This window comes from Pseudohaliea sp. (genome assembly GCF_054552115.1).
This window is the reverse complement of sequence record NZ_JBTOLW010000018.1, coordinates 49,592-73,403: the sequence shown is the minus strand read 5'-3', so window position 1 is coordinate 73,403 and position 23,812 is coordinate 49,592. Positions and strand designations below refer to the sequence as shown.

The window sequence follows — 23,812 nt, the reverse complement described above, 5'->3', positions numbered from 1 at the left end:
TCAACAACCGCAGACTGCTCACCTCTATCGGCGATGTCCCGCCCGTGGAGTACGAGGCTGCGTATCATCAACAGGAAACCGAGTCGGCTATGGTGGCCTGACTCAAACCAAAGAGCCTCCGGAATTCCCGGGGCGATTCAGTCTGCATCTCCGCGAGGATGTTTTTCCGAGTGAAACTATCGTGGCCTTTAACGAAAAGTAAATGGGCACAGGCGGCCAGTATCAAGTCGGGTCCTTTCTTCGCTCCGAGTCGCTGGGCAATAGTGCTCGTGCTCATATGGAGCTTCTTCGCGTCGTCGTCGGGCAACTCCTCGAGTAGCTCCCCTTCCTCGTCTTCCCCTGTAGCTTCGGGTGGTGGGATCGACGCGATTAGTTCGATCAAGTTTGATAGGTGGTTTTCGAGGAAGGATTCTGACCCCTCGAACTCTAGTTCGAGAGCCCCAAGCTTTATCGAAATTCTCGAGTTCGGGCTTCCTCCGCTCTCGATTTGGTCACTCATTTTCGCCGCCTCTAGGAAAGCTCAAGCCCCGTATGCTACAGAAGGTGGAAAGAGATGTAACCGGAACGTCAAATTCGCCATGGTAAGCCCCTAACCTCACGTCGGGCTTGTTGGCGAAACTCGGAAATCTGGGACAAAACTAATGAAAACTGGAGAAATTAATTACTCCATATAAAACAGGTGGTTAGACTAATTGTCGGCGGCACGCTGGCAGTGTTGAGGTCGGCGGTTCGATCCCGCCTGGCTCCACCAATCTTCCTGAAAAAGCGTTTTCAGCCAGCTCCGCCTGTCGATGTTAGGCCATCAAAGCCTGCTCGCGCGCGGCCCCGCGAAGTACCAGATGATCACGCCGATAAGCGGCAGGACCACGATGAGGACGACCCAGAGCAGCTTCGCGACCAGCTCGGTCCGCGCCTGGATGACGTTGATGATCGCCCAGATATCGGCGATCAGGATCAGCAGGCCGATCAGGCCTCCGAAGGGCATGTCCATGCGGGTTCCTCCTTTGACGTGTGGGTAGCGCTGTCAGGCGCTCCGTCACACCCTACGTGAATTCGCCGGGGGCTGCAGGCGTCCGGGGCCGGTCTGCAGGCGCTGCCCGCATCCGCTATCGTTGCCCTACGGCTCGAGAGGCTCCGTTCACCGCCCATGGAAAACTACCTTCAGATTAACGCCGCGTTGCGCCTGCCCCTCGATGAGATCGAGCTGACGGCGACGCGTTCGCAGGGCGCCGGTGGCCAGCATGTCAACAAGGTGGCTACGGCCATCCACCTGCGCTTCGACAGCCAGGCCTCGTCGCTGCCGGCGCCGTGGAAGGAGGCCCTGCTGCGCTGCGGCGACCAGCGCGTGGGCAGCGACGGTGTGGTCGTGATCAAGGCCCAGCGGCACCGCAGCCAGGCGCGCAATCGCGAGGATGCCCTGGTCCGGCTGGCGTCGCTCATCCGCGACTGCCACCGCCCGCGCAAGACCCGTATCGCCACGCGGCCGACCCGCGCCAGCCAGCGCCGGCGGGTGGACAGGAAAACGCACCGCGGCCGGATCAAGGCTCGCCGCGGCCGCGTCGATCCCCGCGGCGGTGAGGGCTAGGGCCGGCCATGGAACGCGAGGAGTGGACGGCGCATTGCCCCTACTGCGGCGAGCCCCTGACGCTGCTGCTCGACCCCATGGAGGCGGGCACCGATTACATCGAGGACTGCCAGGTCTGCTGTCGCCCGATGGTCGTCGCCGTGTCGGCAGAGGCCGACGGCTCGCTGTCGGCGTTCGTGCACGCGGAGCACGAGTAGTGCGCCCGCGCGTCCTTGTCCTGGGGGGCGGCTTTGCCGGCCTTTCCTGCGCCCTCGCGCTGCCGGCCGCGCGCTTCTCCGTCACCCTCGTTGATAGGTCGCCGTCCTTCGAGTTCCTGCCGGCGATCCACGAGCTGGTCTCGGGGCTGAAAAGGCCGGCAGCGCTGCGCCTGCCGCTGAAGCCCGTGCTGGAACGGGAGGGGCACCGGTTCCGGCGTGGCGAGGTGCTTTCCATCGACACCGCCGCGCGTCGTGTGCAGCTCGCCAGGGGCAGCCTGCGCTACGACTTGCTCGTGGTGGCCGTGGGGGCGGCCGATGCCGACTTCGGCGTCAGCGGCGTGCGCGAGCACGCCATGCCTTTCAAATCCGTGGCGCAGTGCGCGGCCATCGGCAAGCGCCTGCGCAGCCTGATGCGCGAGCCGCGTCCCGGCCGCGTGACGATCGTCGGGGGCGGCCTCGAGGGGGTGGAATGCCTCGGCGAGGTGCTTCGGGCGCGCGGTGATCGCGAGCTGCCGGTTACGCTCGTGGAGGCGGGGCCGCGGCTGCTGCCCGCTGCGCCCGCGCCCGTGGGTCGCCACCTCGCGGCCCACTGCGAGGCGGCGGGTGTCGAGCTACTCTGCGGCGAGGCGGTCGAGCGGGTCACGGCGAAGACGGTGAAGCTGGCCGGCGGCGGTCGCCTGCGCTCCGCGCTCACTATCTGGACCGGCGGGCCCGCACCCCGGCCCCTGCTGGCCGGGAGCGGCCTGGCTGCGCCCGGGTGCTGGGTCGCCGTTTCCGACACCCTGCGCCTCGAAGGGGCAGAGGACGTGTTCATCGCGGGAGATGCCGGCGAGTTGCCGCAGCCGCTGGCGCGGCAGGCCTACCATGCACTGGCCATGGGCCGGCACTGCGCCCGGGAGATCGAGCGGGCGGCGCGCGGAGGCGTCCCGCAGCCCTTCCGGCCCGCCGAGAAACCGCAGCTGATCGCCTTCGGCGAACGGGATTGCGTGCTCCTGCAGGGCAGGCACGCCCTGGCATCGCCGGGGCTCTCGCTGGCGAAGGAGGCGATCTTCCAGGCGGTGATGGCGCAGCTGGACCAGCGGCCCGTACCGGAGCGGCTCGCCGCGGTGCTTCGCCGCGGGACGGCCGCGGCCCCGGCGATGCTGTGGCCCCTGCCGCGCCTTGGGGAACTCCGGCGCCGCGGGCGGCTGCGGGTGCTCTGCTGAATAGCTGCCGGCGCGCCGCCTTCTAGTTCAGCGTCGCCAGGAACGTATTCGACTCCGCGATCGCGGTATTCATCTCGGCGACCAGCCGGTCGACGTCCGCGCGGATCGACCCGAGCTCACCCTGCAGCGCGCCGATCGCACTGGCGTTCAGGTTGTGCTTCAGGTAGAGCACGTTGTCCCGCAAGGCATCGAGCACCGGGTCCATGCGGGTCTCGGCACGGCGCATCGCGGCGATGAGCTGCTCGTAGCGCCGGCGGGTGTCCCGCAGCTTGGCTTCGCTGTCGCGGCGGAGGCTCGCGCTGCTGTACTCGGCCAGTTCGTCTTCCCACTCGTCAAAGAGGTCCCCGGCCACGTCCTCGATAGCGTCGATGCGTCCGCGCACGCGCTCGGCCGCCGCCGCGCTGTCCTCGTATTCATCGTTGAGATCATCGTAGACGTCCTGCAGCTCGCCACCATCGAAGTCGACCAGTGCGCTGTAGCGCTCCAGCGCTGAGGTGAACTGCGCCTGCGCGTCCTCCTGGGCATCGCGGGCGTCCTCGACCCGGTCCACGAGGATGTCGCGCTTCTCCAGCCCGACCTTTTCCATGGCGGCGTAGTAGGTGGACTCACAGGCGGCCAGCAGCGTGGCCAGCAAGGCGATGATCAGTGTCCCGGCGCGCACGGCTGTCTCCTCCGCTGACGGTGCCACCGGATTAGAGCACAAAACGCGGCGCGCGGGGATGATTGGCGCTCAGCTGTCCCGCTGTGGCCGCAGCGGGCCGCCCTTGCGGAGCAGGGAGGCGAAATCGGAGATTTCCAGCGGCGGGCTGAGGAAGAAGCCCTGGGACTCATCGCAGTAGCATTCCCGCACGCGCTCGAGCTGCGCTTCGGTTTCCACGCCCTCGGCGACCACCCGGAGGCCGAAGGTATCGGCCAGCCGGGTAATGGACTTGACGATGGCCAGGGAGCGCCGGTCCTCGTTCACGGTGGCGATGAAGGACTGGTCTATTTTCAGCTCCTGTACCGGCAGGTCCCTGAGTGACGCCAGGCTCGAGTAGCCCGTGCCGAAGTCGTCGAGGGCGAAATCGATACCGCACTCGCCCAGCTCGCGGATGCGGCGGATGGAGGCTTCGAGGTCACGCAGGGCCGCGTATTCGGTGATCTCGATCTGCGGCTTGATGGGCCAGTGTGCCATCGGGGCGAGCTGTGCCTGCAGCCACTCGACGAAGTCCCCGCGGGCGAACTCATCCGGCGTCAGGTTGATGGATATCCTGGGCAGGCTCCCGTCGGTCAATCCCGCAGCGGCGAGGTCGGCGATGACCCGGCCGATGACCCGTTCGGAGAGCGCCCGGGTCAGGTCGAACTGCTCCGCCACGGGAATGAAATCAGCCGGCGAAATGGCCCTGCCGTCGGTGCCGGTCCAGCGCACGAGCGCTTCGCAGCCACTGGGCATGTTGTCACTGAGCCGGGCCTGCGGCTGGTAGTGCACGTAGAGCGCGTCGTCCTCGATCGCCTCGCGCAGGCGCTGGGACAGATCCTGCCGCTGCCGGTCGGCCCGGGACAGGCGGTCATCGTAGAAGTTGACGTGGTCCGGGCCGCGGCTGTGGGCGGCGCGCAGCGCGCTGCTGGCCGCGGCGAGCAGCGTATTCGCGTCGCCGCCGTCGCGTGGAAAGAGGGCGGCGCCGCCACAGGCGGTGGCGCGGCAGCCCGCGTCCAGCAGCGGCTGCAGGAACGTCCCCCGTGCCCGCAGTGCGACGGGCAGCGGCTTCTCGCGCTCCCGCGGTGTCGCCAGCGGCACGGCGATGGCCACCTCGTCGGTGCCCAGGCGCGACAGCAGGCAGTCCGCGGTAAAGCTGGCGCGCAGGTGGTCGCCGATCTGTTCCAGCACGCGCTCGGAGGCGGCCTTGCCAAGCCGCGTGGCGACGCCGCCGTAATCGTCGATATTGAGGATGAGTACCAGCAGCTGGTTAGCATCGCTTTCGCGTTCGAGCGTATCGTCGAGGTAGTCGAGGAACAGGCGCCGGTGCAGCAGCCCCGTCTGCGTATCGAGCTCCTGCAGCCGATGGATGCGCCGCAGGTGCGAGTAGCTGAGCAGGAACAGCATGGCCGTGGTGATGCTGATGAACAGCCAGCCCTTGAAGGTCTGCAGGCGACCGAGGCGGTCGACATCGCCGCCCACGGCGAGCAGCAGTGCCTGATCGGACACGTAGATCCAGAGAATACCCAGCACCAGGTACGGGGCGACGATTCTGACGGCGGCGTAGGCTGCCTTCGGCAAATTCTGCCCCAAGGGGTAGGGAGTGTCTCCCCGTCAGTGTAGGAGAGATCGCAGCGTTTGTCCTAGGCCTGCGCCGGCCGTGTCAGGGGCGAAAGCGTGCGGCGTCGATGATCGACCAGAGGTGCAGGAGCACCGCCGGAACCCAGAAGACGAACAGCACGACCGTGGCGCCGAGCGCATAGCAGGCCGAGGTGAGCAGGAAGAATGCCAGCGCGGCGAGAACCCGGCCCTGGACCAGCTGCCCCAGCCCGGGGATGAAGAAACTGCAGATCGCCGCGAGGACATTACCGCCGGAACCCTGTCCTGCCATGATGGCTCTTCTCCCTGTGAAAGCGTTCCTGCAAGCTAAGCGAACGGGCGCCCGCTGGCAAGGGCAGGGTGTTCTGTTGCCGCGCTTCGGTTAGAGTATCGAGAGCTATCGCGTAACGGTGAACCCATGGGAGCCCCGCCATGAGCCTGAAGGACAAGACGCTTTTCATCAGCGGCGCGAGCCGCGGCATCGGCCTGGCCATTGCCTGCCGTGCGGCCGCTGACGGTGCCAACGTGGTGATCGCCGCCAAGACAACGGAGCCGCATCCGAAGCTGCCGGGCACAATTTATACCGCGGCGGAGGACATCGAGGCGGCCGGCGGCCAGGCGCTGCCCGTGGTCTGCGATATCCGCTTCGAGGACCAGGTGGAGGCGGCCGTGACCCAGGCCGTGGCGCGCTTTGGCGGCATCGATGTCTGCATCAACAATGCGAGCGCCATCAGCCCCACGCCGACGCTCGAGACGGAAATGAAGCGCTATGACCTGATGCACAGCATCAACACGCGTGGGACTTTCCTGGTGTCGAGGCAGTGCATCCCGTACCTCAAGGCGGCGGCGAACCCGCATATCCTCAACCTGGCACCCCCGCTGGACATGGACCCGAAGTGGTTCGCCCCGCACCTCGCCTACACCATGGCGAAGATGGGCATGAGCCTGTGTACGCTGGGGATGGCGCGGGAGTTCGCCGGCGACGGCATCGCCGTGAACTCGCTCTGGCCGCTCACGGCCATCGACACGGCGGCGGTGCGCAACGTGCTCGGCGGCGCGGAGACAGTCGCCGGCAGTCGGACACCGGCGATCATGGCCGATGCGGCCTACGCGATCCTCAACCGTGCGTCGCGGGAGTGCACCGGGAACTTCTTCATCGACGAGGTGCTGCTGCGGGAAGAGGGCGTGACGGATTTTGCGCCCTACGCGGTCGACCCGGACGCCGACCTCTTCCGGGATTTCTTCGTGCCCGACGCCGTCGCCGAGGCGCTGCCCACGCGCACGGTGGCGATGTTCTGAGCCCGTCGCAGCCGGCGCTCAGTGCCGGTTGAGCCCTGACAGGCGAAGCATGATCCAGTCGCTCACGGCCGTGGGCAGCCACTGCTTGAGGGCGATGAACAGCCGGTTCCTGCGCGGCACCACGTAGCGTGCCGCCGGGCTGTCCGCTTCGCAGGCGGTGACGATGGCGCCGGCGGCCGTGACCGGGTCCGCGCCCTTTGCGTGGAGTCCACGGTGGAAACGCATCACCGTCTCGAGCTGGGCGCGGTAGGCCGGCGCTGCGGCCGCGTGTTCCTCGAGTTGTGCCTGCTCCACGGCACCGAAGCCGGTCTTTACCGCTCCCGGTTTCACCAGCACCACGTCGATACCGTGCGGGCGCAGCTCGATGCGCAGGCTGTCCGAGAGCGCCTCGACGGCATGCTTGGTCGAGGCGTAGGGGCCGAAGAAGGGCAAGGTCACGTTGCCGGCGACGGAGGAGACGTTGATGATACGCCCGCTGCCGCGCTCCCGCATGGCGGGCAGGAAGGCACGGGTCACGCGCAGGAGGCCGAAGACGTTGGTCTGGTACTGCGCTTCCAGCGCCTCGTCGCCCAGCAGCTCCAGCGGGCCGACACAGGCATAGCCCGCATTGTTGACCAGGATGTCCAGGGGCTCGCCGCCGGTCAGCGTCGCCACCGCGCCGGGGGCGCCCGCGACGGCCTCGCGGTCGGTGACGTCAAGCGGGAGCGGGTGCAGCATTGGTGATTGCGCCGCCAGGCTCTCCAGCGCCTCCCGGTTGCGTCCGGCAGCGATGACCGTGTGGCCCTTGTGGGCGAGCAGGATCGCCGCTGCCCGGCCGATGCCGGCGCTGGCGCCGGTGATGAGAATCCGTGCCATGGTTCCCCCCCCGTCAGACCATCGCCTCGATCAGGTGCGGCCCGGGGCTCGCGAGCGCCTCGGCCAGCTGCGTGTCGAACTCGGCCACCGTCCTCGCCCTGGTCGCCTTCACGCCCATGCCGCGCGCGAGGGCGGTGAAGTCGAGGTCCGGGTTGGACAGATCCAGCATGGACAGGGTGCGCGCGTTCGGGTCGCCGGCGCCGACCCGCTCCAGCTCGATATTCAGAATCGCGTAGCTGCGGTTGTTGAAGAGGATGGTTACCGTGTCGGTCTTCTCCCGGGCGAGGCTCCACAGGCCTTGCACGGTGTACATGGCGCTGCCGTCGGCCTCGAGGTTGATCACCTTGCGGTCGGGGCAGGCGATGGCGGCGCCGAGGGCGGCGGGAATGCCCTGGCCGATGGCGCCGCCGGTCAGGGCGAGCCAGTCGTGCCGGGGCGCCCGCTCGGTCAGCAGGTAGGCGCCGAGGCCGTTAGTGGCGCCGTCGTCGACGACGATCGCGTCCTCGGGCATGTGCCGGGCGAGCAGCTGGCCGACGAGCAGGCCGTCCAGGGGGCCGTCCTCCGGTGCCGGGGTCTCTGCGGCCTCCACCAGCGGCGGTTCGCCGCCGGCACCCACGGCGGCCAGGAGTGCCTCGAGCGCGCCGTCGATATCCTCGGCCGCGGTCGCCAGCGTGCTCACCTCGCAGCCATCGGGTGCCAGCCAACTGGCCTTGTCTGGATAGGCAAAGAAGCTTACCGGTGGGGGCGCGCCCACCAGCACCAGGTGCTCGGTGCCGGCGAGCGCTTCCGTGGCCTGCTCGGCGAAATAGGGCAGACGTTCCACGGCCACGCGCCCGGCGCCCCGCTGGAGCCGCGCCGGGAACACCTGGCACACCAGCCGCGCCCCGGTGGCGGCGGCGACCTGGCCCAGGCGGTAGAGGTTTTCCTCGCGCAGGGCGTGCCCGCCGAGGAAGAGCACCGCCTGTCGCCCGCTCTTGAGGCGCTCGGCGGTGTTCGCAATGGTCTCCTCCGCCACGGCCGCTGCGGCCCGGGCGGGCTGCACGGGGGCGGCGCCGGCCGCCGGGTTCCAGGCGTGGTCCGCGGGCACGACGACGGTGGCGATGCGGCCATTTTCCGCCTGCGCCTCGGCGACGGCGGCGGCACCGGCGGCCACGAGGTCGTCCGGCGATGCGGCAACGTGCGCCCAGGCCGAGGCCCAGTCCGCGAGTGCCGGCAGGTCGGAGGTCAGCGGAGCGTCGTACTGCAGGTGATAGCTCGCGTGGTCGCCGACGATATTCACCAGCGGCGAGCCGGCGCGGCGGGCATTATGCAGGTTGGCCAGGCTGTTGGCGAAGCCGGAGCCGACGTGGAGCAGAGTGATCGCCGGTTTGTCGGCCATGCGCCCGTAGCCGTCCGCGGCCCCGGAGGCCACGCCCTCGAACAGGCAGAGTACGGGCCGCATGCGCCCGGTGTTGCCGATGGCCGACACCAGCTGCATTTCCGAGGTGCCGGGGTTGGCGAAACAGACCTCGACGCCGCTGGCGACCAGGGTCTCGAGGAGGGCGTCGGCTCCGTTCATGGGCGGGTTCCTTTCGTCGGTTGTTTCTTAATCTTCGCCTGTTAGCCTATTCGTGTGTTCGCCGGGGGCGGCGGATGCCGCTACAGCTGGCCCGCAACCGGTGCGAGAGCACGATAAGTATTTGAGGCATTTCCCGCAAGTAGCCTAGAATGCCGGCTCCCCCGGGCGAGCCAGGAGTGCCAGCGTGGCCAGTAACCGCAGGTCGAGAAACATCACCCAGGGCGTCCAGCGCGCCCCGAATCGCTCCATGTTTTACGGTATGGGCTACGAGGCGGGCGACTTCGACAAACCGATGATCGGTGTCGCCAACAGCCACTCGACGATCACCCCCTGCAACGCCGGCATCCAGCCCCTGGCCGATGCGGCCGTCGCGGCCATCGCCGGGGCGGGCGCGAACCCGCAGCTCTTCGGCACGCCGACGATCAGCGACGGCATGTCCATGGGCACCGAGGGCATGAAGTACAGCCTGGTGTCCCGCGAGGTGATCGCCGACTGTATCGAGACCTGCGTGGGCGGGCAGTGGATGGACGGCGTGCTCGCCATCGGCGGCTGCGACAAGAACATGCCCGGCGCGATGATGGGCATGCTGCGTGCCAACGTGCCCTCGATCTTCGTCTACGGCGGTACGATCCTCCCCGGACGCCTCGGCGACCGAGACCTCAACATCGTCAGCGTCTTCGAGGCGGTGGGGGAATACAGCGCCGGGCGCATCAGCGAGGACGACCTCATCGCCATCGAGCGCCACGCGATCCCCGGTACCGGTTCCTGCGGGGGCATGTACACCGCGAACACCATGAGTGCGGCCTTCGAGGCGCTGGGGCTGTCGCTGCCGTACTCGAGCACCATGGCCAATGTCGAGGACGAGAAACAAGCCAGCACGGCCGACAGCGCGCGCGTGCTGGTCGACGCCGTGGCGGCGGACCGCAAGCCGCGGGACATCGTCACCCGCGAGGCCATCGAGAACGCGGTCGCGGTGATCATGGCTACGGGCGGGTCGACCAACGCCGTACTGCACTTCCTCGCTATCGCCCACTGCGCCGAGGTGCCCTGGACCATCGACGACTTCGAGCGTATCCGGCGCAAGGTCCCCGTGATCTGTGACCTGAAGCCGAGCGGCCGCTACCTGGCCATCGACCTGCACCGCGCCGGCGGCATTCCCCAGGTGATGAAACTGCTCCTCGAGGGCGGGCTCCTGCACGGCGACTGCATGACCATCACCGGCAGGACGATTGCCGAGACGCTGGCGGACGTCCCCGCCGAGTGCCCGGCGGGCCAGGACGTGATCCGGCCGCTGGACAACCCGCTCTACCCCGCGGGTCACCTCGCCATCCTCCGCGGGAATCTCGCCGAGGAGGGCGCGGTCGCCAAGATCACCGGCCTCAAGAACCCGGTCATCACCGGCCCGGCCCGTGTCTTCGACGACGAGCAGTCGGCGCTCGACGCCATCCTCGCCGGCAGGATCCAGCCCGGCGACGTGGTGGTCCTGCGCTACCTCGGCCCCCGCGGCGCCCCGGGCATGCCCGAGATGCTGGCGCCGACGAGCGCGCTCATCGGCCAGGGGCTGGGCGAGAGCGTCGGGCTGATTACCGACGGCCGCTTCTCCGGCGGCACCTGGGGCATGGTGGTCGGGCACGTGGCGCCGGAAGCCTGCGTGGGCGGCACCATCGGCCTCGTGGAGGAGGGCGACAGCATCACCATCGATGCGCACGAGCTGCTGCTCGAACTCAACGTCGATGAGGCCACGCTGGCCGCGCGCCGGGAGCGCTGGCAGCAGCCGGCGCCGCGTTACACGCGGGGCGTGCTCGGCAAGTTTGCGCGCAATGCCGCATCCGCGAGTTTCGGCGCGGTGCTCGACCGCTTCGAGGACTGACCCCGGGCGAGGTCGCGGCGCCTCAGGCGCCGTCGCTCTCGCGCAGCCTTTGCGCCTTTTCCAGTACCCGGTCCCGCAGCCCGTCGCGATAGCGATGCAGGCGCTGCCGCAGTGCATCGTCGCCCGTTGCCAGTATCTGCGCCGCGAGCAGGCCGCCGTTGGTGGCGTTGTCGATCGCCACGGTCGCCACGGGGATGCCGGCGGGCATCTGCACGATGGACAGCAGCGCATCCTCCCCGGCGAGCTTCGTGGCGCTGATGGGAACCCCGATCACCGGCAGGGCGCACAGGGAGGCGACCATGCCCGGCAGATGGGCGGCGCCGCCGGCGCCGGCGATGATCACGCGGATGCCCCGTTCCTCCGCCTCGCGCGCGTAGGCGTAGAGACGGTCCGGGGTGCGGTGGGCGCTGACGATATCGATCTCGTAGGCGACCTCGAGTTCGTCGAGCACGGCGGCCGCGGCGCGCATGACCGGCAGGTCCGAGTCGCTGCCCATGATAATGCCGACCCGGGTATTCACGCGGCTTCTCCATGGCTGCCGGTGAGGCGCCGGTAGGCCGCCGCCGCGCGCTCGCCGGCCTCGGCGGCGCTGGCGCCGGTGGCGGTGATATGGCCCACCTTGCGCATGGCGCGGGCCGGGGCCTTGCCGTACCAGTAGGTGGCGACGGGCCCCTCGGCGCTGCGCCCGGCGGCGCGGTCCCGGGCCGCCTCAGCGATGGCCTCGGTACAGAGCAGGTTGCGCATGGCGGCGGGTGTCTCCAGCGCCGTACCCGCGAGGGGGAGCCCGGTGACCGCGCGCAGGTGCTGCTCGAACTGGGACGACTCGGTGGCTTCCAGCGTGTAATGGCCGGCATTGTGCACCCGCGGCGAGATCTCGTTGATGACCACCCGGCCGTCGGCGCAGTAGAAGAGTTCGACGCCGAAGGTGCCGACGCCGTCGAGTGCCTCGATGGCGGCACGGGCGACCCGCTCTGCCTCCGCGAGCACCGCCTCGCCGGCGTCGCTCGGGGCGTAGACCCACTCGAGGACGCTGTAGTCGCCGTCGAAGGTCATGTCCACCGGGGGGAAACAGCGCAGCTCGCCATCCCGGGCGCGCACCACGATGACCGCGATTTCCCGGAAGTCGCCGGCGTGGGCCTCGTACAGCGTTTCACCCGGCCAGGCATCGGCGAGGGCCGCCTCGTCCCGGAGCAACTGGACGCCGCGACCGTCGAAGCCGCCGCGCAGCGCCTTCTGCACGACCGGGTAGCCGAGCTCCGCGGCTGCGGCTGCCGCCTCGCCATCCCCGCCGCTGGCGAGCACGAAGGGCAGGGTAGGGAGGCCGGCCTCGGCGAGCCAGCGCTTCTGCCGCGCCTTGTCCTGGATGGTCTCGATGACCGCGAGGCTGGGGTGACACTGGATGCTGCCGGCGGCTTCCGCCCGGCGCAGTGTGTCCACGGCCACCGGGTGCACGTCCTCGCGCTCGTAGGTGACGATGTCGCAGGCGTCGGCGAGGGCCTGCACGGCCTCCGCGTCATCCATGGCGCCCACGACCGCCGCGCCGGCACGCTGTGCGGCCGGACTGTCCGCGTCCCCGGTGAGAATAACCGTGTCGATGGCCAGCGCCTGCGCGGCCTCGCACAGGAACATGCCGAGCTGGCCGTCGCCAACGATGCCCACGCGAATCTTCATGCTGCTGCCCCCGCCTGTCTGGGAAAGCCGCGCACTATACCGTGCCCGAGTGTAGCATCAAGCCCTGCAGCGCCGGCTCACGCGGCGCCGGCGGCCTCCGCGAAGGCCCGGGCGGCCTTGTAATCGGCCTTGCCGTTCGGTGCCCGGAAGGGCTGGGGCGCGGCGAAGACCCGCTTCGGCGCCTTGTAGGGCGCCAGCCGGTCGCGCACCGTAGCAACCAGCGCCGCCTCGTCGAGCTCCGCTCCGGGCACGAGGTGAACGATGCCGGTCACGGCCTGGCCCCAGGTCGGGTCCGGGAGGCCGACGACGAGGGCGTCCTCCACGTCCGGGTGGGCCTTGAGGGCTTCCTCCACCTCTTCCGGGTAGATCTTCTCGCCGCCGGAATTGATGCACACCGAGCCCCGGCCGAGCAGCGTCAGCGTGCCGTCCTCCGCCACCAGGCAGTAGTCGCCGGGCACGGCATAGCGGTGGCCGTCGATGGTGCGGAAGGTCTTCGCCGTCTTTTCCGGGTCCTTGTAGTATCCCTTCGGGATCGGGCCGCCGAAGGCGATGAAGCCGGGCCGGTCGCTCCCCCACGGGAGCTCCCGGTCCTGCTCGTCGAAGACCCGGCACAGGTCGTTGGTGACGAAGCGCGCGGTCTCCACCGGCGCGTCCTTTGTCATCACCGACGCGCCGAAGCCCACGGCCTCCGATGCCCCGAAACTGTCGGCGATCGCGGCCTGCGGCAGGTGGGCGAGCAGGCGCTGCTTGACCTCGGTGCTGAACATGACGCCGGAGGAGATGATCATCTGCAGGCTGCTGAGGTCGTAGCGGTCGCGGCCCTCATCGAGGGCGGCGAGGAGAGGACGGGCAAAGCTGTCACCGACGATAGCGATCTGTGACACGCGGTGCCGGTCGACGGCGTCCCACACGGCCTGGGCATCCAGGGAGGGGGTCGGCAGCGTGACCACGGTGCCGCCACTGAAAAAAGCGCCCATGGCCGTGAACAGGCCGGTGCCGTGCATTAGCGGACAGATGGGCAGGATCGTCGCTCCCGGGCCGTTGGCGGCGATCGTGGCACGCAGTTCCTCCAGGCTTTCCGGCACCGGGCCCACGGCGCGCAGGGCGAGTGACTGCGCCTCGCGCAGGTTGTGCTGGTCCCACATCACTCCCTTCGGCATGCCCGTGGTGCCCCCGGTGTAGAGCAGCAGCAGGTCGTCGCCGCTGCGCGGCCCGGGCAGGTTGCTGCCGTCGCCATCCTCGGCGAGCGACTCGTAGGCGAGTGCCCAGGCGGGCACCGGTGCGTCACCGACCTCGACCCAGGCCTTCACCGCCGGCAGGCGCGGGCGCAGCGTCTCCACCCGGTCGCGGAACTCGGCGTCGTAGAACACGGCTTCGGCATCCGCGTTGTCGAGGATGTAGTGCAGCTCGTCCTCGCGGTACCGGTAGTTGACGTTCGCGTGCACCAGCCGCGCGCGGAAGCAGGCCGCCAGCGTTTCCATGAAGGCGGGACTGTTGCGCAGGTAGAAGCCCACCTTGGCCCCGGGGGCGAGCCCGGCCGCCTGCAGGGCGCGGCCGAGATTGTTGCTGCGCCGGTCGACGTCCTGCCAGGTCAGCACCCGGTCGCCGTGGGCGAGGGCGGGGTGCCCGGGCGGCAGTTCCGGGATGATCGTGTCGAGAATGTCGCCGAAGTTCCAGGCCATGGGTTTGCTCCGTGTTATTGCTTTGCGGGACTGACGCGGGTGCCGGCCGGCAGGATGCGCGCTACGCCGCGGCCGCGGCGGTCCGCGGCGGCGGCTGTGCCGTCGGGCCCCGCGGTCACCAGCTGTACGTCGCCGAGGTGCCCCCAGTCGTTCGCCTCCACCCGGTAGCCGAGGTCCGCAAGGCCCCGGCGGGTCGCCGCGGGGATCGGCCACTGGTCGTGGCGGATGAGCCGGGCCTGGGGCAACTGGTGATGGTAGCGGGTGGCGTCGACGGCGCCCTGGGGCGAGAGGCCGGCGTCGACGAGGTTCAGCAGCACCTGGAAGACCGAGGTAAAGATGGTGCTGCCCCCCGGCGTGCCCAGCACGATGGCCGGCGCGCCGTCCTCGAGGAGGATCGTCGGCGTCATGGAGGACAGCATGCGCTTGCCGGGGGCGATGGCGTTGGCGGCGCCGCCGACCACGCCGAACTCGTTCGGCACGCCCGGTGCGGCACTGAAATCATCCATCTCGTTGTTGAGCAGGAAACCGGCACCCTCGACGACGACGCCCGAGCCGAAGTCCCAGTTCAGCGTGTAGGTGAGGGAGACCGCGTTCCCGGCCGGGTCGAGGATCGAGAAGTGAGTCGTATGCGGGCCGTCCAGGCCGGGCGGCACCGCCTCCGCCGGGCTGATCGCGTTCGCGTTGACCGTGGCCGCGCGGCGCGCCAGATAGGCCGGGTCGAGGAGCGCATCCACCGGCACCGGTACGAAGTCCGGGTCCGCGAGGTAGCGCGCGCGATCGGCGAAGACGCGCTTCTCCAGCTCCGCCAGCAGGTGCAGGTAGCGGGGGCCGTTGTGCTCGGCCCCGGCGAACAGGGGCGCAGCCGCCTCCCGCAGCGCGAGAAGCTGCAGCAGCGCGACGCCGCCGGAGCTCGGTGGCGGTGCGGTCAGTACCCTGTAGCCGCGCCAGCGGCCTGCGAGCGGCTCACGCCAGCGCGGCGTGTAGCCCGCGAGATCGGCTGCCGTGATCAGGCCGTCGCTCCGGGCCTGCTGGGCGAGCAGCAGCCCGGCCGTGTGCCCGCGGTAGAAGTCCTCCGGGTCTGTCGCGAGCCGTTCCAGCGTGGCCGCGAGTTCCGGCTGGCGGAAGCGCTGCCCCGGCGTGAGCCCACCGAAATAGTGCTCGAAGTTGGTCTCGCCAGCGAGAAAGGCGCGGGTCTCCGTGGCAGCATCGGCAAGGCCTGCGGGCACGCTGAAGCCCTCGCGGGCCAGGTGGATCGCCGGCGCCAGCAGCCGCCGCCAGGGCAGGGTGCCGTAGCGCGCATGGGCGGCGGCGAGGCCGCGCACGGTCCCGGGGACCCCGGAGGCGCGCCCGCCCACCAGCGCATCCCGGGCGCGGAAGCTGCCGTCCTCGGCGAGGTACATGGCTGCCTGCGCCGCGGCGGGAGCGACCTCGCGGAAATCGAGGAAGGCCGCTTCGCCGTCCACCACCGCAAGGAGAAAACCACCGCCGCCGAGGTTGCCGGCCTCCGGGTAGGTGACCGCCAGGCTGAAGGCCGCCGCGATGGCGGCGTCCACCGCGTTGCCGCCATCGGCGATGACCCCGTCCGCGGCATCAGCGGCGAAGCGGTCGGGCATGGCGAGGGCGCCGTCGGCGCGACCGTCGGCGGCGAGGGCGACCGTCAGCAGGAGTGCTGCGAGGAGCCGGGAGATCACGCGTGACCGTTTCCTTTCAGGCAACGCCGCAAACGATAGCAGAGGGCGCTCGCCCGGGCCATGGGGCTTCCCCCCGGCGTTCAGCCGCCGTCGCCCGCTTGCACGAACTCGGTGATCTCGAGGTTGAAGCCGGACAGGGCGTTGAAGTGGATCGGCGAGGACAGGAGGCGCATGCGACCGACGCCGAGGCGGCGCAGGATCTGCGACCCGGTGCCGATGACCCGGTAGTTCTGGCGCCCCGAGGCCGGGTCGCTACCGGTGACCGAGGGTGGCTCCGGGAAGGCGTCGACCTCGTCTAGGAGCGTCTCCCGGGTATCCGGCTGGCCGATGAGCACGACCACGCCGCGGCCCGCTTCGGCAACGGCTGCCATGGCGCGCCGGTAGGACCAGCCCTCGGCGCCGCTGATGCGGGTGGCCAGCACGTCGCGCAGCGTGTTGATGGTCTGCACGCGGACCAGCGTGTCCTCGTCCGGGTCCAGTTCGCCCACGGAGAGGGCGAAGTGCAGCGTGTCGTCGATCTGGTCGACAAAGGTGTGCAGCGTGAAAGGCCCGAATTCCGTCTCCACGGCCTTGCTGCCGTGCAGCTCCACGGACTGCTCGTGCAGGCTGCGGTACTCGATGAGGTCGGCGATGGTGCCCATCTTCAGGCCGTGCTTCTCGGCGAAGGCCTCAAGCTCGGGCCGCCGGGCCATGGTGCCGTCCTCGTTCATGATCTCGACGATCAGCGCCGCCGGCTCGAAGCCGGCCAGGCGGGCCAGATCGACTCCGGCCTCCGTATGCCCGGCGCGGCGGAGCACACCACCGGGTTTGGCCACGAGAGGGAAGATGTGCCCGGGCTGGCGAATGTCGCCGGGGGCCGCGTCCGGGCGCACGGCGACCCGGGCCGTGTGCGCGCGCTGTACGGCGCTGATGCCGGGACCCTTGCGCTCCGTGGCGTCGATGGAGACCGTGAAGTTGGTCTCGTGCTGCGAGCGGTTGTCGCGCACCATCAGGGGCAGCTGCAGCTGTCGCGCCCGCGCCTCCGTGATCGGCATGCAGATCAGGCCGCAGGCCTCGGTGGCGAAGAAGTTGATGATCGCCGGCGTGGCCGTTTCGGCGGCCACGATGAGGTCGCCCTCGTTTTCCCGGTCCTCGTCATCCATGAGGATGACCATCCGGCCGGCGCGGATGTCGTCGATGAGCTCCGGAACGCTGGCGAGGGCCACGGCGCGCCTCAGCGGAGCTCGATGGCAACGGCGGTGGCTTCGCCGCCGCCGATGCACAGGGCGGCGATGCCGCGCTTGCCGCCGGTCTTCCTCAGCGCGTACATGAGCGTGACGATGATCCGTGAGCCGGTGGAACCGATCGGGTGGCCCTGGGCGCAGGCGCCGCCGTGGATGTTGACTTTGTCGTGGGGCAGGCCGAGGTCCTGCATGGACAGCATGGTGACCATGGCGAAGGCCTCGTTGATCTCGAAGAGGTCGACGTCCTCCACGGACCAGCCGGTCTTGTCGAGCAGCTTGCTGATAGCACCGATCGGGGCGAGCGTGAACTCTTCCGGCGCCTGGCTGTGGCGCGCGTGGGCCACCAGCTCGGCGCTGCCGCTGATGCCGCGGCGGTCCGCCTCGCTGCCGCTCATGAGCACCAGGGCACTGGCGCCATCCGAAATGGAGCTGGCGTTGGCGGCGGTGATCGTGCCCTCCTTTGCGAAGGCCGGACGCAGCCCCGGGATCTTGTCCACGGCGGCCTTGTGCGGCTGTTCGTCGTCCTCGACGACGGTCTCACCCTTGCGGGTCTTCACCGTCACCGGGACGGTTTCCGCCTTCAGGGAACCGTCCTCAATCGCCGCCTTGGCCCGGGACAGGGACTCGATGGCGAAGGCGTCCATCGCCTCGCGGGTAAGACCGCGCTGGTCGGCGGTCTCCTGCGCGAAGGTGCCCATGGCGCGGCCCGTGTAGGCATCCTCGAGGCCGTCCATGAACATGTGGTCGTAGAGCGTGGTGGCGCCGAGGCGCGTGCCGGTGCGGCCCGCGGGCAGCAGGTGCGGCGCATTGCTCATGCTCTCCAGGCCGCCGGCCACGACCACGCGGTTGGTGCCGGCGACAATGCTGTCATAGCCGAAGATGGTGGCCTGCATGCCGCTGCCGCAGGCCTTGTTGACCGTGACCGCGCCGGTAGACGTGGGAATCCCTGCGCCGATGGCGGCCTGCCGCGCCGGGCACTGCTTGAGCCCCGCGGGCAGTACACAGCCCATGAAGACCTCGTCTACGTCCGCGCCCTCGACGGCGCTGCGGCCGAGGGCCTCGCGCACGGCGGTGCTGCCGAGTTCCGTGGCCGGCACACTGCTCAGGCTGCCCATGAGGCCGCCCATGGGAGTGCGTGTGCCGTCGACGATAATGACTTTTTCCCTGTCTGTATCCGTGGCCATGGCTCTTTCCGTGCTGTCGTTGTGCGGGGGCGCCGGGCCGATGGTCGTACCGAGCGGTTCACCAGCAGGCGAACCGATGGTGGTGTCGACAGTCGGGCCGCGGCGGAGTGGCGCGCCATTTAGCCATAGGGACCGGGAGGACTCAAGGCGAACCCACAGCGCCCTCAGGTGCCGTCGGCCTGGAAGCGCTTGCCCCGGGTGGCGGCGCGGAAGTTCCGCGGTGCGAGGCCGGTTCGCGCCTTGAACTGCTCGCTGAAGCGGCTCGCGGACTGCCAGCCGCAGCGCCAGGCGATCTCCCCGAGGGGCAGGTCGCTGTGCAGGAGCAGGGAGCGTGCCTCGCCGATGCGCAGGGCGAGCAGGTAGGCCATGGGGGTCGTGCCCGTGGCCCGGCGGAAGCGGCGGCTGAAGCTGCGCGGCGCGAGGCCGGCGCGGCGGGCGAGGGTGTCCAGGCTGTGTTGCGCGGCGAGGTGTTCCTGCAGGTAGAGCTGCGCGTCGAGGATGAGCTCGTCGTGGTGGCTGGTGCGGCTGTCCTCGAGGAAGGCGGCGCTCAGGAAGGCCTGGCGGCTCTCCGGTGAGAACTGGCTTTCCACCGCGCGGGCGACCGCCGCGCCGTACCACTGTTCCACGATATGCACGAGCAGATCGGCGATGGAGTTCACGCTGCCGGCACAGTACAGGTTGCCGCTCTGGGTAATGAGGTGGCGGCGGCGCAGGGTCACCGGCGGGTAGTCGGCAGCGAAACGGTCGAAGTCGCTCCAGTGGGTGGTGGCCGAGCGGCCGTCGAGGAGTCCCGCGTCGGCGAGGATCCGGCTGGCCGTACCGACGCTGCACAGGCGCGTTCCGGCGCTTGCGAGGCGCTCGAGTTCGCCGTGCAGCGGCTCGCATAGCCGCCGGGTGCGGCGCGGGTTCCGCCAGATCGCCGGCAGGAGCAGCAGATCCGGCGCGGGCAGGGCGGCGAGCCCCGTCGCTGCCGCGAGCGTGAGCCCCGTGCCCAGCCGCACCTGCCCGGGGCCGGCGGCGCCGGCGAGGCGGAAAACGCAGCCGCGGGCGCCGCGGTCGCCGGCGCGGGCCCGCTGGGCGGCCGCGTGCAGGATCTCCATGGGCAGGGTGACGCTGGTCGCCAGGGCATCCGGGTAGAGCAGGGCGACCGCGCGGTAATGGCGGGCAGGCATGGCTGTAAACATAAAATAAATGGCATGAAATGTATATTTTAGGTGCGCGATGGCCCGTAGACTGCGCCCCGACACCTGAAGGAGGAGTTTGCACCGTGGGCCAGCCCTTGCCGGTCATCGTCGCCAGTGGCGGTATCAACAGCGCCGGCCGTACCTCCGGCGGCCATGCCCACGCACGGCTGGTGGCCGAGCGGCTGCCGGCCGCCGCCCGGGCGCGCATGCTGGATGCCCTGCGCCAGCTCCGCGGCCTGCCGGTCACGGCCTCGGCGCCGGAGGTGCTGGCGGGCACGCTGATTCGCCGCCTCGAACCGGCCTGGTTCGACCCGGCGGCCCTGCCCTGCGGGCGGCGCATGCGCTCCGGCGGTGAGCGCCCGCTGGTGGTCGACATGCCCCGGCGCAGCCTGCCGTCGCCGCTGCCAGCGGGCTGGACCGTGGATGAAGAGGATGCCACCCACGCCCGCGTGGTGCTCGCCGGCCCCCAGGAGTTCATCATGCCGGCCACCCGCGAATTCGAGGTCAAGGTGGCGAGTCAACTGCCCTCGGGCTTCGACCCGGCGGCCCAGTACCCGTCGCGCAATCACCCGCGGGGGCTGCAGCTGGCAATCTATGCGGCGTCCGACGCGCTCGGCGATCTCGGCATCCCCTGGGAGCAGCTCCGCGAGCGGGTCGCCGCCGAGCAGGTCAGCGTCTACGCCGGCAGTGCGATGGGGCAGCTGGACGATGCCGGTACCGGCGGCATGCTCAAGGCGCGGGTGAGCGGGCAGCGCGCGACCAGCAAGTACTGCCCCCTGGGGCTGGCGGAGATGCCCGCGGACTTCCTCAATGCCTATGTCCTCGGTTCCCTCGGCGCCACCGGCGCCAGCCTCGGCGCCTGTGCCTCCTTCCTCTACAACCTGCGCCACGCCGTGCACGACATCCGCAGCGGCCGCGCCCGGGTCGCCATCGTGGGTGCGGCGGAAGCCCCGATTACCCCGGAAGTCATGGAGGGCTACGCCGCCATGGGGGCGCTGGCCACGGACAAGGCGCTGCGCCAGCTCGACGGGCTCGGCGCGGACGCGGAGCCCGACTACCGGCGCGCCTGCCGTCCCTTTGCGGAGAACTGCGGTTTCACCATCGCCGAGTCCGCGCAGGTGGTAGTGCTGTTCGACGATGCCCTGGCTCTTGAGCTCGGCGCGGCGCTGCGCGGCAGCGTCGTCGATGTGTTCGTCAATGCGGACGGCTACAAGAAATCCATCTCCGGCCCCGGTGTCGGCAATTACGTGACCGTGGCCCGGGCCCTGGCCGCGGCCCGGGCTGTCCTTGGCGAGCCGACCTTCCGCCAGGGAGGCCTGATTCAGGCGCACGGCACCGGCACGCCGCAGAACCGCACCACGGAGTCGCAAATCCTGAGCCGCTGTGCCGGCGCCTTCGGGCTCGAAGGGCTACCGGTGGCCGCCCTCAAATGCTACCTCGGCCACTCCCTGGGCGCGGCCTCGGCAGACCAGGTGGTGATGACCCTCGACAGTTGGCGCCGGGGCATCGTGCCCGGCATTGCCACCATCGACGGCATCGCCGAGGATGTGACCGATGAACACCTCTCCTTCTGCCTCGAGCACACGGAACTGGCGCCGGCGCAGCGCGCCTGGGCGGTGGTCAACGCCAAGGGCTTCGGCGGCAACAATGCCAGCGGGACTCTCCTCGGCCCGGATCCGACGCGGCGTATGCTCGAGGCCCGCCACGGTGCGCGGGCGATCGCCGGCTGGGAGCGCGCGAGCGAAGCGGTGGTGGAGCGCCGCGCGGCCCACGACGCGGCAGTGCTCGCCGGCGAGGCCACGGCCCGCTACCTGTTCGACCACGGGGTGCTCGACGACGGGGATGTGGTCTTCGAGCGTCACACCGTTACCGTGGGCGGCGCCCGCATCGACCTGCGCTACCCGTCGCCCTTTGCGGATATGCAGGGCGAGGGCTGACCGGCCGCGCACCGGGTGATGGGCGGCGATGCCATCGAGCTGGCCCTGCCTTCACCGCCCGGCCCGCTGCGCCTTCGGCTGCACCCGGCGGGCACCGACCTGGTGTCGGACCGGCTGCGCGAAGCGCGTTGCTGGGAACCCTTCGAGACCCGCCTGTGCCTGGCGCTGATGTCCCCGGGGGCCTGCTGCGTCGACGTCGGCGCCAATCTCGGCTACTTCACCGTGCTCGCCGCGGCGCAGGCCGGCCCCGGCGGCCGGGTGTACGCCTTCGAGCCGGACCCCGCCAACTTCGCCCTGCTGTCCGCCAACGTCGCCCTCAATGGACTGGCAGACCGCTGTACGCTGTCCTCCCTGGCGCTTTCCGACCGTGCGGGGGCGGGCCTGCTGTACCTGAGCGGCGATAATCTCGGCGACCACCAGGTCTATCCCGGTGACGGGGAACGGCCGGCCGTTCCGATACGCCTTGCCCGTGGCGAGGAGGTACTGGGGACCGCCCTGGAGGCGATCGACTTTCTCAAGGTCGATACCCAGGGCAGCGAAGCGGCAGTGCTCGCCGGCCTGCTCCCGCTCCTTGCTCGCCAGTCTCGTCCGCCGGCGATCCTCGTCGAGCTGACGCCGTTTTCCCTCGCCCTCGCGGGCAGTTCGGGGCGGGCGCTGGTAGCGTCGCTCGCGACCCTGGGCCTGCCGTTCTGGATCGTCGACCATGTCGCCGGACGCCTCGCGGCCACGGAGGCCGAAGCCCTGGCCACCTGGTGTGACAACGTAGCGGCCACGCCGGGGGACCGGGGCTTCATGAATATCCTCATCGCCCACGCCCCGGACCTGTAAGCGCGATTACCCGTGGCGATCGCCGGCGGCGGGCCCGCGGGCGCAGCCGCGGCGAGGCGCCGCCCCCGCAGGCGAAGCGCGGGCCTGCTATCATGCCCCGCTTCGAGCAACGACCCGGTGCCGCCATGATCGATGCCATGACCCTGCTCACCGAGCGTAACTCGTCGCCGAAGCTGGCGGCGCCGGCGCCGGACGCCGCGGCGCGAGAGGCCATCTTCTCCGCCGCCCTGCGCGTGCCGGATCACGCCTGGCTGCGTCCCTGGCGCTTTCTCACCGTGGAAGGGGAGGCGCGCCGGGACCTGGGCAGCGTTCTGGAGTATTCCCTGCTGCGGCGCGAGCCCGAGGCCGACGACGCGGCGCGGGAGAAAGCGCGCTGCGCGCCGCTGCGGGCGCCGCTCGTCGTCGTGGTCATGGCGCGGCTGCAGCCGCACCCGAAGGTACCGCCGCAGGAGCAGCGGCTTTCCGCCGGCTGCGCGGCGCACGCGATCCTCCTCGCCGCGGAGGCCCAGGGGTACGCGGGTATCTGGCGCACCGGGGCGGGCGCGTTCGACCGCGAGGTGGTGGAAGCGCTCGGCGGAGCCGAGAATGAGGAGATCGTCGCCTTTCTTTACCTCGGCACGCGCGAGGGGCGGGGCAAGGCGCTCCCCGCCCTGGCGGTGGAAGACTTTGTTGCCCCCTGGACGGGCCCCACGCACGGCAAGGAGACCCCATGACTCCCAGCTTCGAAACCCTGGCGCTCAGCGTCGATGCCCATGTCGCCACGGTCACCCTGGACCGACCCGACAAGGCGAACTCCATGAACGCGGCCATGTGGCAGGAACTGCAGGCCTGCTTCGAGTGGCTGGACGAGAGCGATGCGGTCCGCGCCGTCGTGCTCGCCGGCGAGGGCCGCCATTTCTGCGCCGGGCTCGACCTCGGCATGTTCGAGGGGTTGCACGGGGCCTCCGGCGATCCGGCCCGCCGCGGCGAAGCCTTCCGCCGCAACGTGCTGCGCATGCAGGACAATCTCACCGCGCTGGAGCGCTGCCGCAAGCCCGTGCTTGCTGCGATCCACTCCACCTGTATCGGCGGCGGTATCGACCTCGTCTGCTGCGCGGACATGCGCTATGCGTCGGAGGACGCGTGGTTCTCCGTGCGCGAGGTGGACATCGGTATGGTCGCCGACGTGGGCACGCTGCAGCGGCTGCCGACGCTGATCCCGGATGGTATGGCCAGGGAACTCGCGTACACGGGCCGTAACATGGATGCGGAGGAAGCGAAGGAGGCGGGTTTCATCAACCGCGTGTTCGAGAACCGGGAGGTCATGCTGCGCGAGGTGACGGCCCTGGCCCGGAGCATCGCCGCGAAGTCACCCCTGGTGGTACGCGGCACCAAGGAAATGCTGCTCTACGGCCGCGACCATAGCGTCGCGGAGGGGCTCAACTACATCGCCACCTGGAATGCCGGGATGATGAGCCTGCGCGACCTGGAGGAGGGCATCACCGCGCAGGCCGAGAAGCGTCCCGCCAGCTACGAGGACTGAGGGGCGCGTACCCGGAGGCGCTGAGAGCCGCGGCGTGAGCCGCCGG

At 70.0% G+C, this 23,812-nt stretch carries 23 protein-coding genes; 9 read left to right on the top strand and 14 right to left on the bottom strand.

Annotated elements, in window-relative coordinates; translation table 11 throughout:
• Window positions 1–67 precede the first annotated feature (67 nt).
• Both ACX93N_RS10320 and ACX93N_RS10315 read right to left on the bottom strand, forming a co-directional pair.
• A complete protein-coding gene (locus ACX93N_RS10320; protein WP_459428335.1) occupies window positions 68–499 on the bottom strand; it encodes a hypothetical protein in 432 nt (143 codons plus the stop codon).
• Between the two features lie 303 nt (window positions 500–802).
• A complete protein-coding gene (locus ACX93N_RS10315) occupies window positions 803–991 on the bottom strand; it encodes a PLDc N-terminal domain-containing protein (RefSeq protein WP_459428334.1) in 189 nt (62 codons plus the stop codon).
• 156 nt (window positions 992–1,147) lie between these two features.
• Here ACX93N_RS10315 and arfB point away from each other — a divergent pair, with 156 nt between their 5' ends.
• The 3 genes from arfB to ACX93N_RS10300 are packed head-to-tail and all read left to right on the top strand — an operon-like array spanning window position 1,148 to window position 2,987.
• Window positions 1,148–1,585 carry an alternative ribosome rescue aminoacyl-tRNA hydrolase ArfB gene (gene arfB, locus ACX93N_RS10310; RefSeq protein WP_459428333.1) on the top strand — a complete coding sequence of 146 codons (438 nt, stop codon included), beginning with the start codon at window positions 1,148–1,150 and terminating at the stop codon, window positions 1,583–1,585.
• A gap of 8 nt (window positions 1,586–1,593) precedes the next feature.
• Entirely contained in the window at window positions 1,594–1,782 is a 189-nt protein-coding gene (locus ACX93N_RS10305) for a CPXCG motif-containing cysteine-rich protein (RefSeq protein ID WP_459428332.1), read from the top strand.
• Window positions 1,782–2,987, top strand: a complete 1,206-nt coding sequence (locus tag ACX93N_RS10300; protein WP_459428331.1) for an NAD(P)/FAD-dependent oxidoreductase — start codon at window positions 1,782–1,784, stop codon at window positions 2,985–2,987. Before ACX93N_RS10305 ends, ACX93N_RS10300 begins: the two co-directional genes overlap by 1 nt.
• 22 nt (window positions 2,988–3,009) lie before the next feature.
• Here the strand turns inward: ACX93N_RS10300 and ACX93N_RS10295 are convergent, their stop codons facing one another.
• The 3 genes from ACX93N_RS10295 to ACX93N_RS10285 all read right to left on the bottom strand — a co-directional run bounded on the left by ACX93N_RS10295 (window position 3,010) and on the right by ACX93N_RS10285 (window position 5,554).
• The gene (locus ACX93N_RS10295) at window positions 3,010–3,648 is read right to left on the bottom strand and encodes a DUF2959 domain-containing protein (RefSeq protein ID WP_459428330.1); all 639 of its coding nucleotides are present in this window, start codon (window positions 3,646–3,648) and stop codon (window positions 3,010–3,012) included.
• Between the two features lie 69 nt (window positions 3,649–3,717).
• Window positions 3,718–5,244, bottom strand: a complete 1,527-nt coding sequence (locus ACX93N_RS10290) for a putative bifunctional diguanylate cyclase/phosphodiesterase (protein WP_459428329.1) — start codon at window positions 5,242–5,244, stop codon at window positions 3,718–3,720.
• Between the two features lie 82 nt (window positions 5,245–5,326).
• Window positions 5,327–5,554 carry a hypothetical protein gene (locus ACX93N_RS10285; protein WP_459428328.1) on the bottom strand — a complete coding sequence of 76 codons (228 nt, stop codon included), beginning with the start codon at window positions 5,552–5,554 and terminating at the stop codon, window positions 5,327–5,329.
• Window positions 5,555–5,694: 140 nt separating this feature from the next.
• Here ACX93N_RS10285 and ACX93N_RS10280 point away from each other — a divergent pair, with 140 nt between their 5' ends.
• Window positions 5,695–6,561, top strand: a complete 867-nt coding sequence (locus ACX93N_RS10280) for an SDR family oxidoreductase (protein ID WP_459428327.1) — start codon at window positions 5,695–5,697, stop codon at window positions 6,559–6,561.
• 18 nt (window positions 6,562–6,579) lie between these two features.
• On the opposite strand, the gene ACX93N_RS10275 is transcribed toward ACX93N_RS10280, so the two are convergent.
• Together ACX93N_RS10275 and ACX93N_RS10270 are read right to left on the bottom strand one after the other, a co-directional pair.
• Window positions 6,580–7,416, bottom strand: coding sequence for an SDR family oxidoreductase (locus tag ACX93N_RS10275; protein ID WP_459428326.1), 837 nt, complete (start codon window positions 7,414–7,416; stop codon window positions 6,580–6,582).
• Window positions 7,417–7,429: 13 nt separating this feature from the next.
• Complete coding sequence (locus tag ACX93N_RS10270) at window positions 7,430–8,974, bottom strand: acetolactate synthase large subunit (protein ID WP_459428325.1); 1,545 nt, start codon at window positions 8,972–8,974, stop codon at window positions 7,430–7,432.
• Window positions 8,975–9,158: 184 nt separating this feature from the next.
• Between ACX93N_RS10270 and ilvD the strand changes: the two genes are divergently transcribed.
• Window positions 9,159–10,844 (top strand): dihydroxy-acid dehydratase, encoded by a 1,686-nt coding sequence (gene ilvD / locus ACX93N_RS10265; RefSeq protein ID WP_459428324.1) that lies wholly within the window; start codon window positions 9,159–9,161, stop codon window positions 10,842–10,844.
• 22 nt (window positions 10,845–10,866) lie between these two features.
• On the opposite strand, the gene purE is transcribed toward ilvD, so the two are convergent.
• The 7 genes from purE to ACX93N_RS10230 form a co-directional block, all read right to left on the bottom strand.
• Entirely contained in the window at window positions 10,867–11,364 is a 498-nt protein-coding gene (purE, locus tag ACX93N_RS10260) for a 5-(carboxyamino)imidazole ribonucleotide mutase (RefSeq protein WP_459428323.1), read from the bottom strand.
• Entirely contained in the window at window positions 11,361–12,515 is a 1,155-nt protein-coding gene (gene purK / locus ACX93N_RS10255; RefSeq protein WP_459428322.1) for a 5-(carboxyamino)imidazole ribonucleotide synthase, read from the bottom strand. The genes purE and purK overlap by 4 nt, the downstream gene beginning before the upstream one ends.
• A 77-nt stretch (window positions 12,516–12,592) precedes the next feature.
• Window positions 12,593–14,197 (bottom strand): acyl-CoA synthetase, encoded by a 1,605-nt coding sequence (locus ACX93N_RS10250; RefSeq protein WP_459428321.1) that lies wholly within the window; start codon window positions 14,195–14,197, stop codon window positions 12,593–12,595.
• 14 nt (window positions 14,198–14,211) lie between these two features.
• Window positions 14,212–15,888: a gamma-glutamyltransferase gene (ggt, locus tag ACX93N_RS10245; RefSeq protein WP_459428320.1), complete on the bottom strand. Its 1,677-nt coding sequence runs from the start codon at window positions 15,886–15,888 to the stop codon at window positions 14,212–14,214.
• Between the two features lie 80 nt (window positions 15,889–15,968).
• Window positions 15,969–17,093 (bottom strand): 3,4-dihydroxy-2-butanone-4-phosphate synthase, encoded by a 1,125-nt coding sequence (ribB, locus tag ACX93N_RS10240; RefSeq protein WP_459428319.1) that lies wholly within the window; start codon window positions 17,091–17,093, stop codon window positions 15,969–15,971.
• A gap of 8 nt (window positions 17,094–17,101) precedes the next feature.
• The gene (locus ACX93N_RS10235; RefSeq protein ID WP_459428318.1) at window positions 17,102–18,295 is read right to left on the bottom strand and encodes a thiolase family protein; all 1,194 of its coding nucleotides are present in this window, start codon (window positions 18,293–18,295) and stop codon (window positions 17,102–17,104) included.
• Window positions 18,296–18,459: 164 nt separating this feature from the next.
• Window positions 18,460–19,467 carry a GlxA family transcriptional regulator gene (locus ACX93N_RS10230; protein WP_459428317.1) on the bottom strand — a complete coding sequence of 336 codons (1,008 nt, stop codon included), beginning with the start codon at window positions 19,465–19,467 and terminating at the stop codon, window positions 18,460–18,462.
• Between the two features lie 95 nt (window positions 19,468–19,562).
• Between ACX93N_RS10230 and ACX93N_RS10225 the strand changes: the two genes are divergently transcribed.
• The 4 genes from ACX93N_RS10225 to ACX93N_RS10210 all read left to right on the top strand — a co-directional run bounded on the left by ACX93N_RS10225 (window position 19,563) and on the right by ACX93N_RS10210 (window position 23,766).
• A complete protein-coding gene (locus ACX93N_RS10225) occupies window positions 19,563–21,416 on the top strand; it encodes a beta-ketoacyl synthase (protein ID WP_459428316.1) in 1,854 nt (617 codons plus the stop codon).
• A gap of 18 nt (window positions 21,417–21,434) precedes the next feature.
• Window positions 21,435–22,244 carry an FkbM family methyltransferase gene (locus ACX93N_RS10220; RefSeq protein WP_459428315.1) on the top strand — a complete coding sequence of 270 codons (810 nt, stop codon included), beginning with the start codon at window positions 21,435–21,437 and terminating at the stop codon, window positions 22,242–22,244.
• A 92-nt stretch (window positions 22,245–22,336) separates the two neighbouring features.
• Window positions 22,337–22,957 (top strand): nitroreductase family protein, encoded by a 621-nt coding sequence (locus ACX93N_RS10215; RefSeq protein WP_459428314.1) that lies wholly within the window; start codon window positions 22,337–22,339, stop codon window positions 22,955–22,957.
• Window positions 22,954–23,766, top strand: a complete 813-nt coding sequence (locus tag ACX93N_RS10210; RefSeq protein WP_459428313.1) for a crotonase/enoyl-CoA hydratase family protein — start codon at window positions 22,954–22,956, stop codon at window positions 23,764–23,766. The genes ACX93N_RS10215 and ACX93N_RS10210 overlap by 4 nt, the downstream gene beginning before the upstream one ends.
• Window positions 23,767–23,812 lie beyond the last annotated feature (46 nt).

Coding starts and splice junctions, on each gene's coding strand:
- ACX93N_RS10250 (WP_459428321.1), bottom strand. CDS start 14,197: ATGGCCTGGAACTTCGGCGACATTCTCGACACGATCATCCCGGAACTG.
- ACX93N_RS10280 (WP_459428327.1), top strand. CDS start 5,695: ATGAGCCTGAAGGACAAGACGCTTTTCATCAGCGGCGCGAGCCGCGGC.
- purK (WP_459428322.1), bottom strand. CDS start 12,515: ATGAAGATTCGCGTGGGCATCGTTGGCGACGGCCAGCTCGGCATGTTC.
- ACX93N_RS10220 (WP_459428315.1), top strand. CDS start 21,435: ATGGGCGGCGATGCCATCGAGCTGGCCCTGCCTTCACCGCCCGGCCCG.
- ACX93N_RS10305 (WP_459428332.1), top strand. CDS start 1,594: ATGGAACGCGAGGAGTGGACGGCGCATTGCCCCTACTGCGGCGAGCCC.
- ACX93N_RS10275 (WP_459428326.1), bottom strand. CDS start 7,416: ATGGCACGGATTCTCATCACCGGCGCCAGCGCCGGCATCGGCCGGGCA.
- ACX93N_RS10270 (WP_459428325.1), bottom strand. CDS start 8,974: ATGAACGGAGCCGACGCCCTCCTCGAGACCCTGGTCGCCAGCGGCGTC.
- ACX93N_RS10215 (WP_459428314.1), top strand. CDS start 22,337: ATGCCCCGCTTCGAGCAACGACCCGGTGCCGCCATGATCGATGCCATG.
- ACX93N_RS10210 (WP_459428313.1), top strand. CDS start 22,954: ATGACTCCCAGCTTCGAAACCCTGGCGCTCAGCGTCGATGCCCATGTC.
- arfB (WP_459428333.1), top strand. CDS start 1,148: ATGGAAAACTACCTTCAGATTAACGCCGCGTTGCGCCTGCCCCTCGAT.
- ACX93N_RS10315 (WP_459428334.1), bottom strand. CDS start 991: ATGGACATGCCCTTCGGAGGCCTGATCGGCCTGCTGATCCTGATCGCC.
- ACX93N_RS10285 (WP_459428328.1), bottom strand. CDS start 5,554: ATGGCAGGACAGGGTTCCGGCGGTAATGTCCTCGCGGCGATCTGCAGT.
- ACX93N_RS10230 (WP_459428317.1), bottom strand. CDS start 19,467: ATGCCTGCCCGCCATTACCGCGCGGTCGCCCTGCTCTACCCGGATGCC.
- ACX93N_RS10320 (WP_459428335.1), bottom strand. CDS start 499: ATGAGTGACCAAATCGAGAGCGGAGGAAGCCCGAACTCGAGAATTTCG.
- ACX93N_RS10235 (WP_459428318.1), bottom strand. CDS start 18,295: ATGGCCACGGATACAGACAGGGAAAAAGTCATTATCGTCGACGGCACA.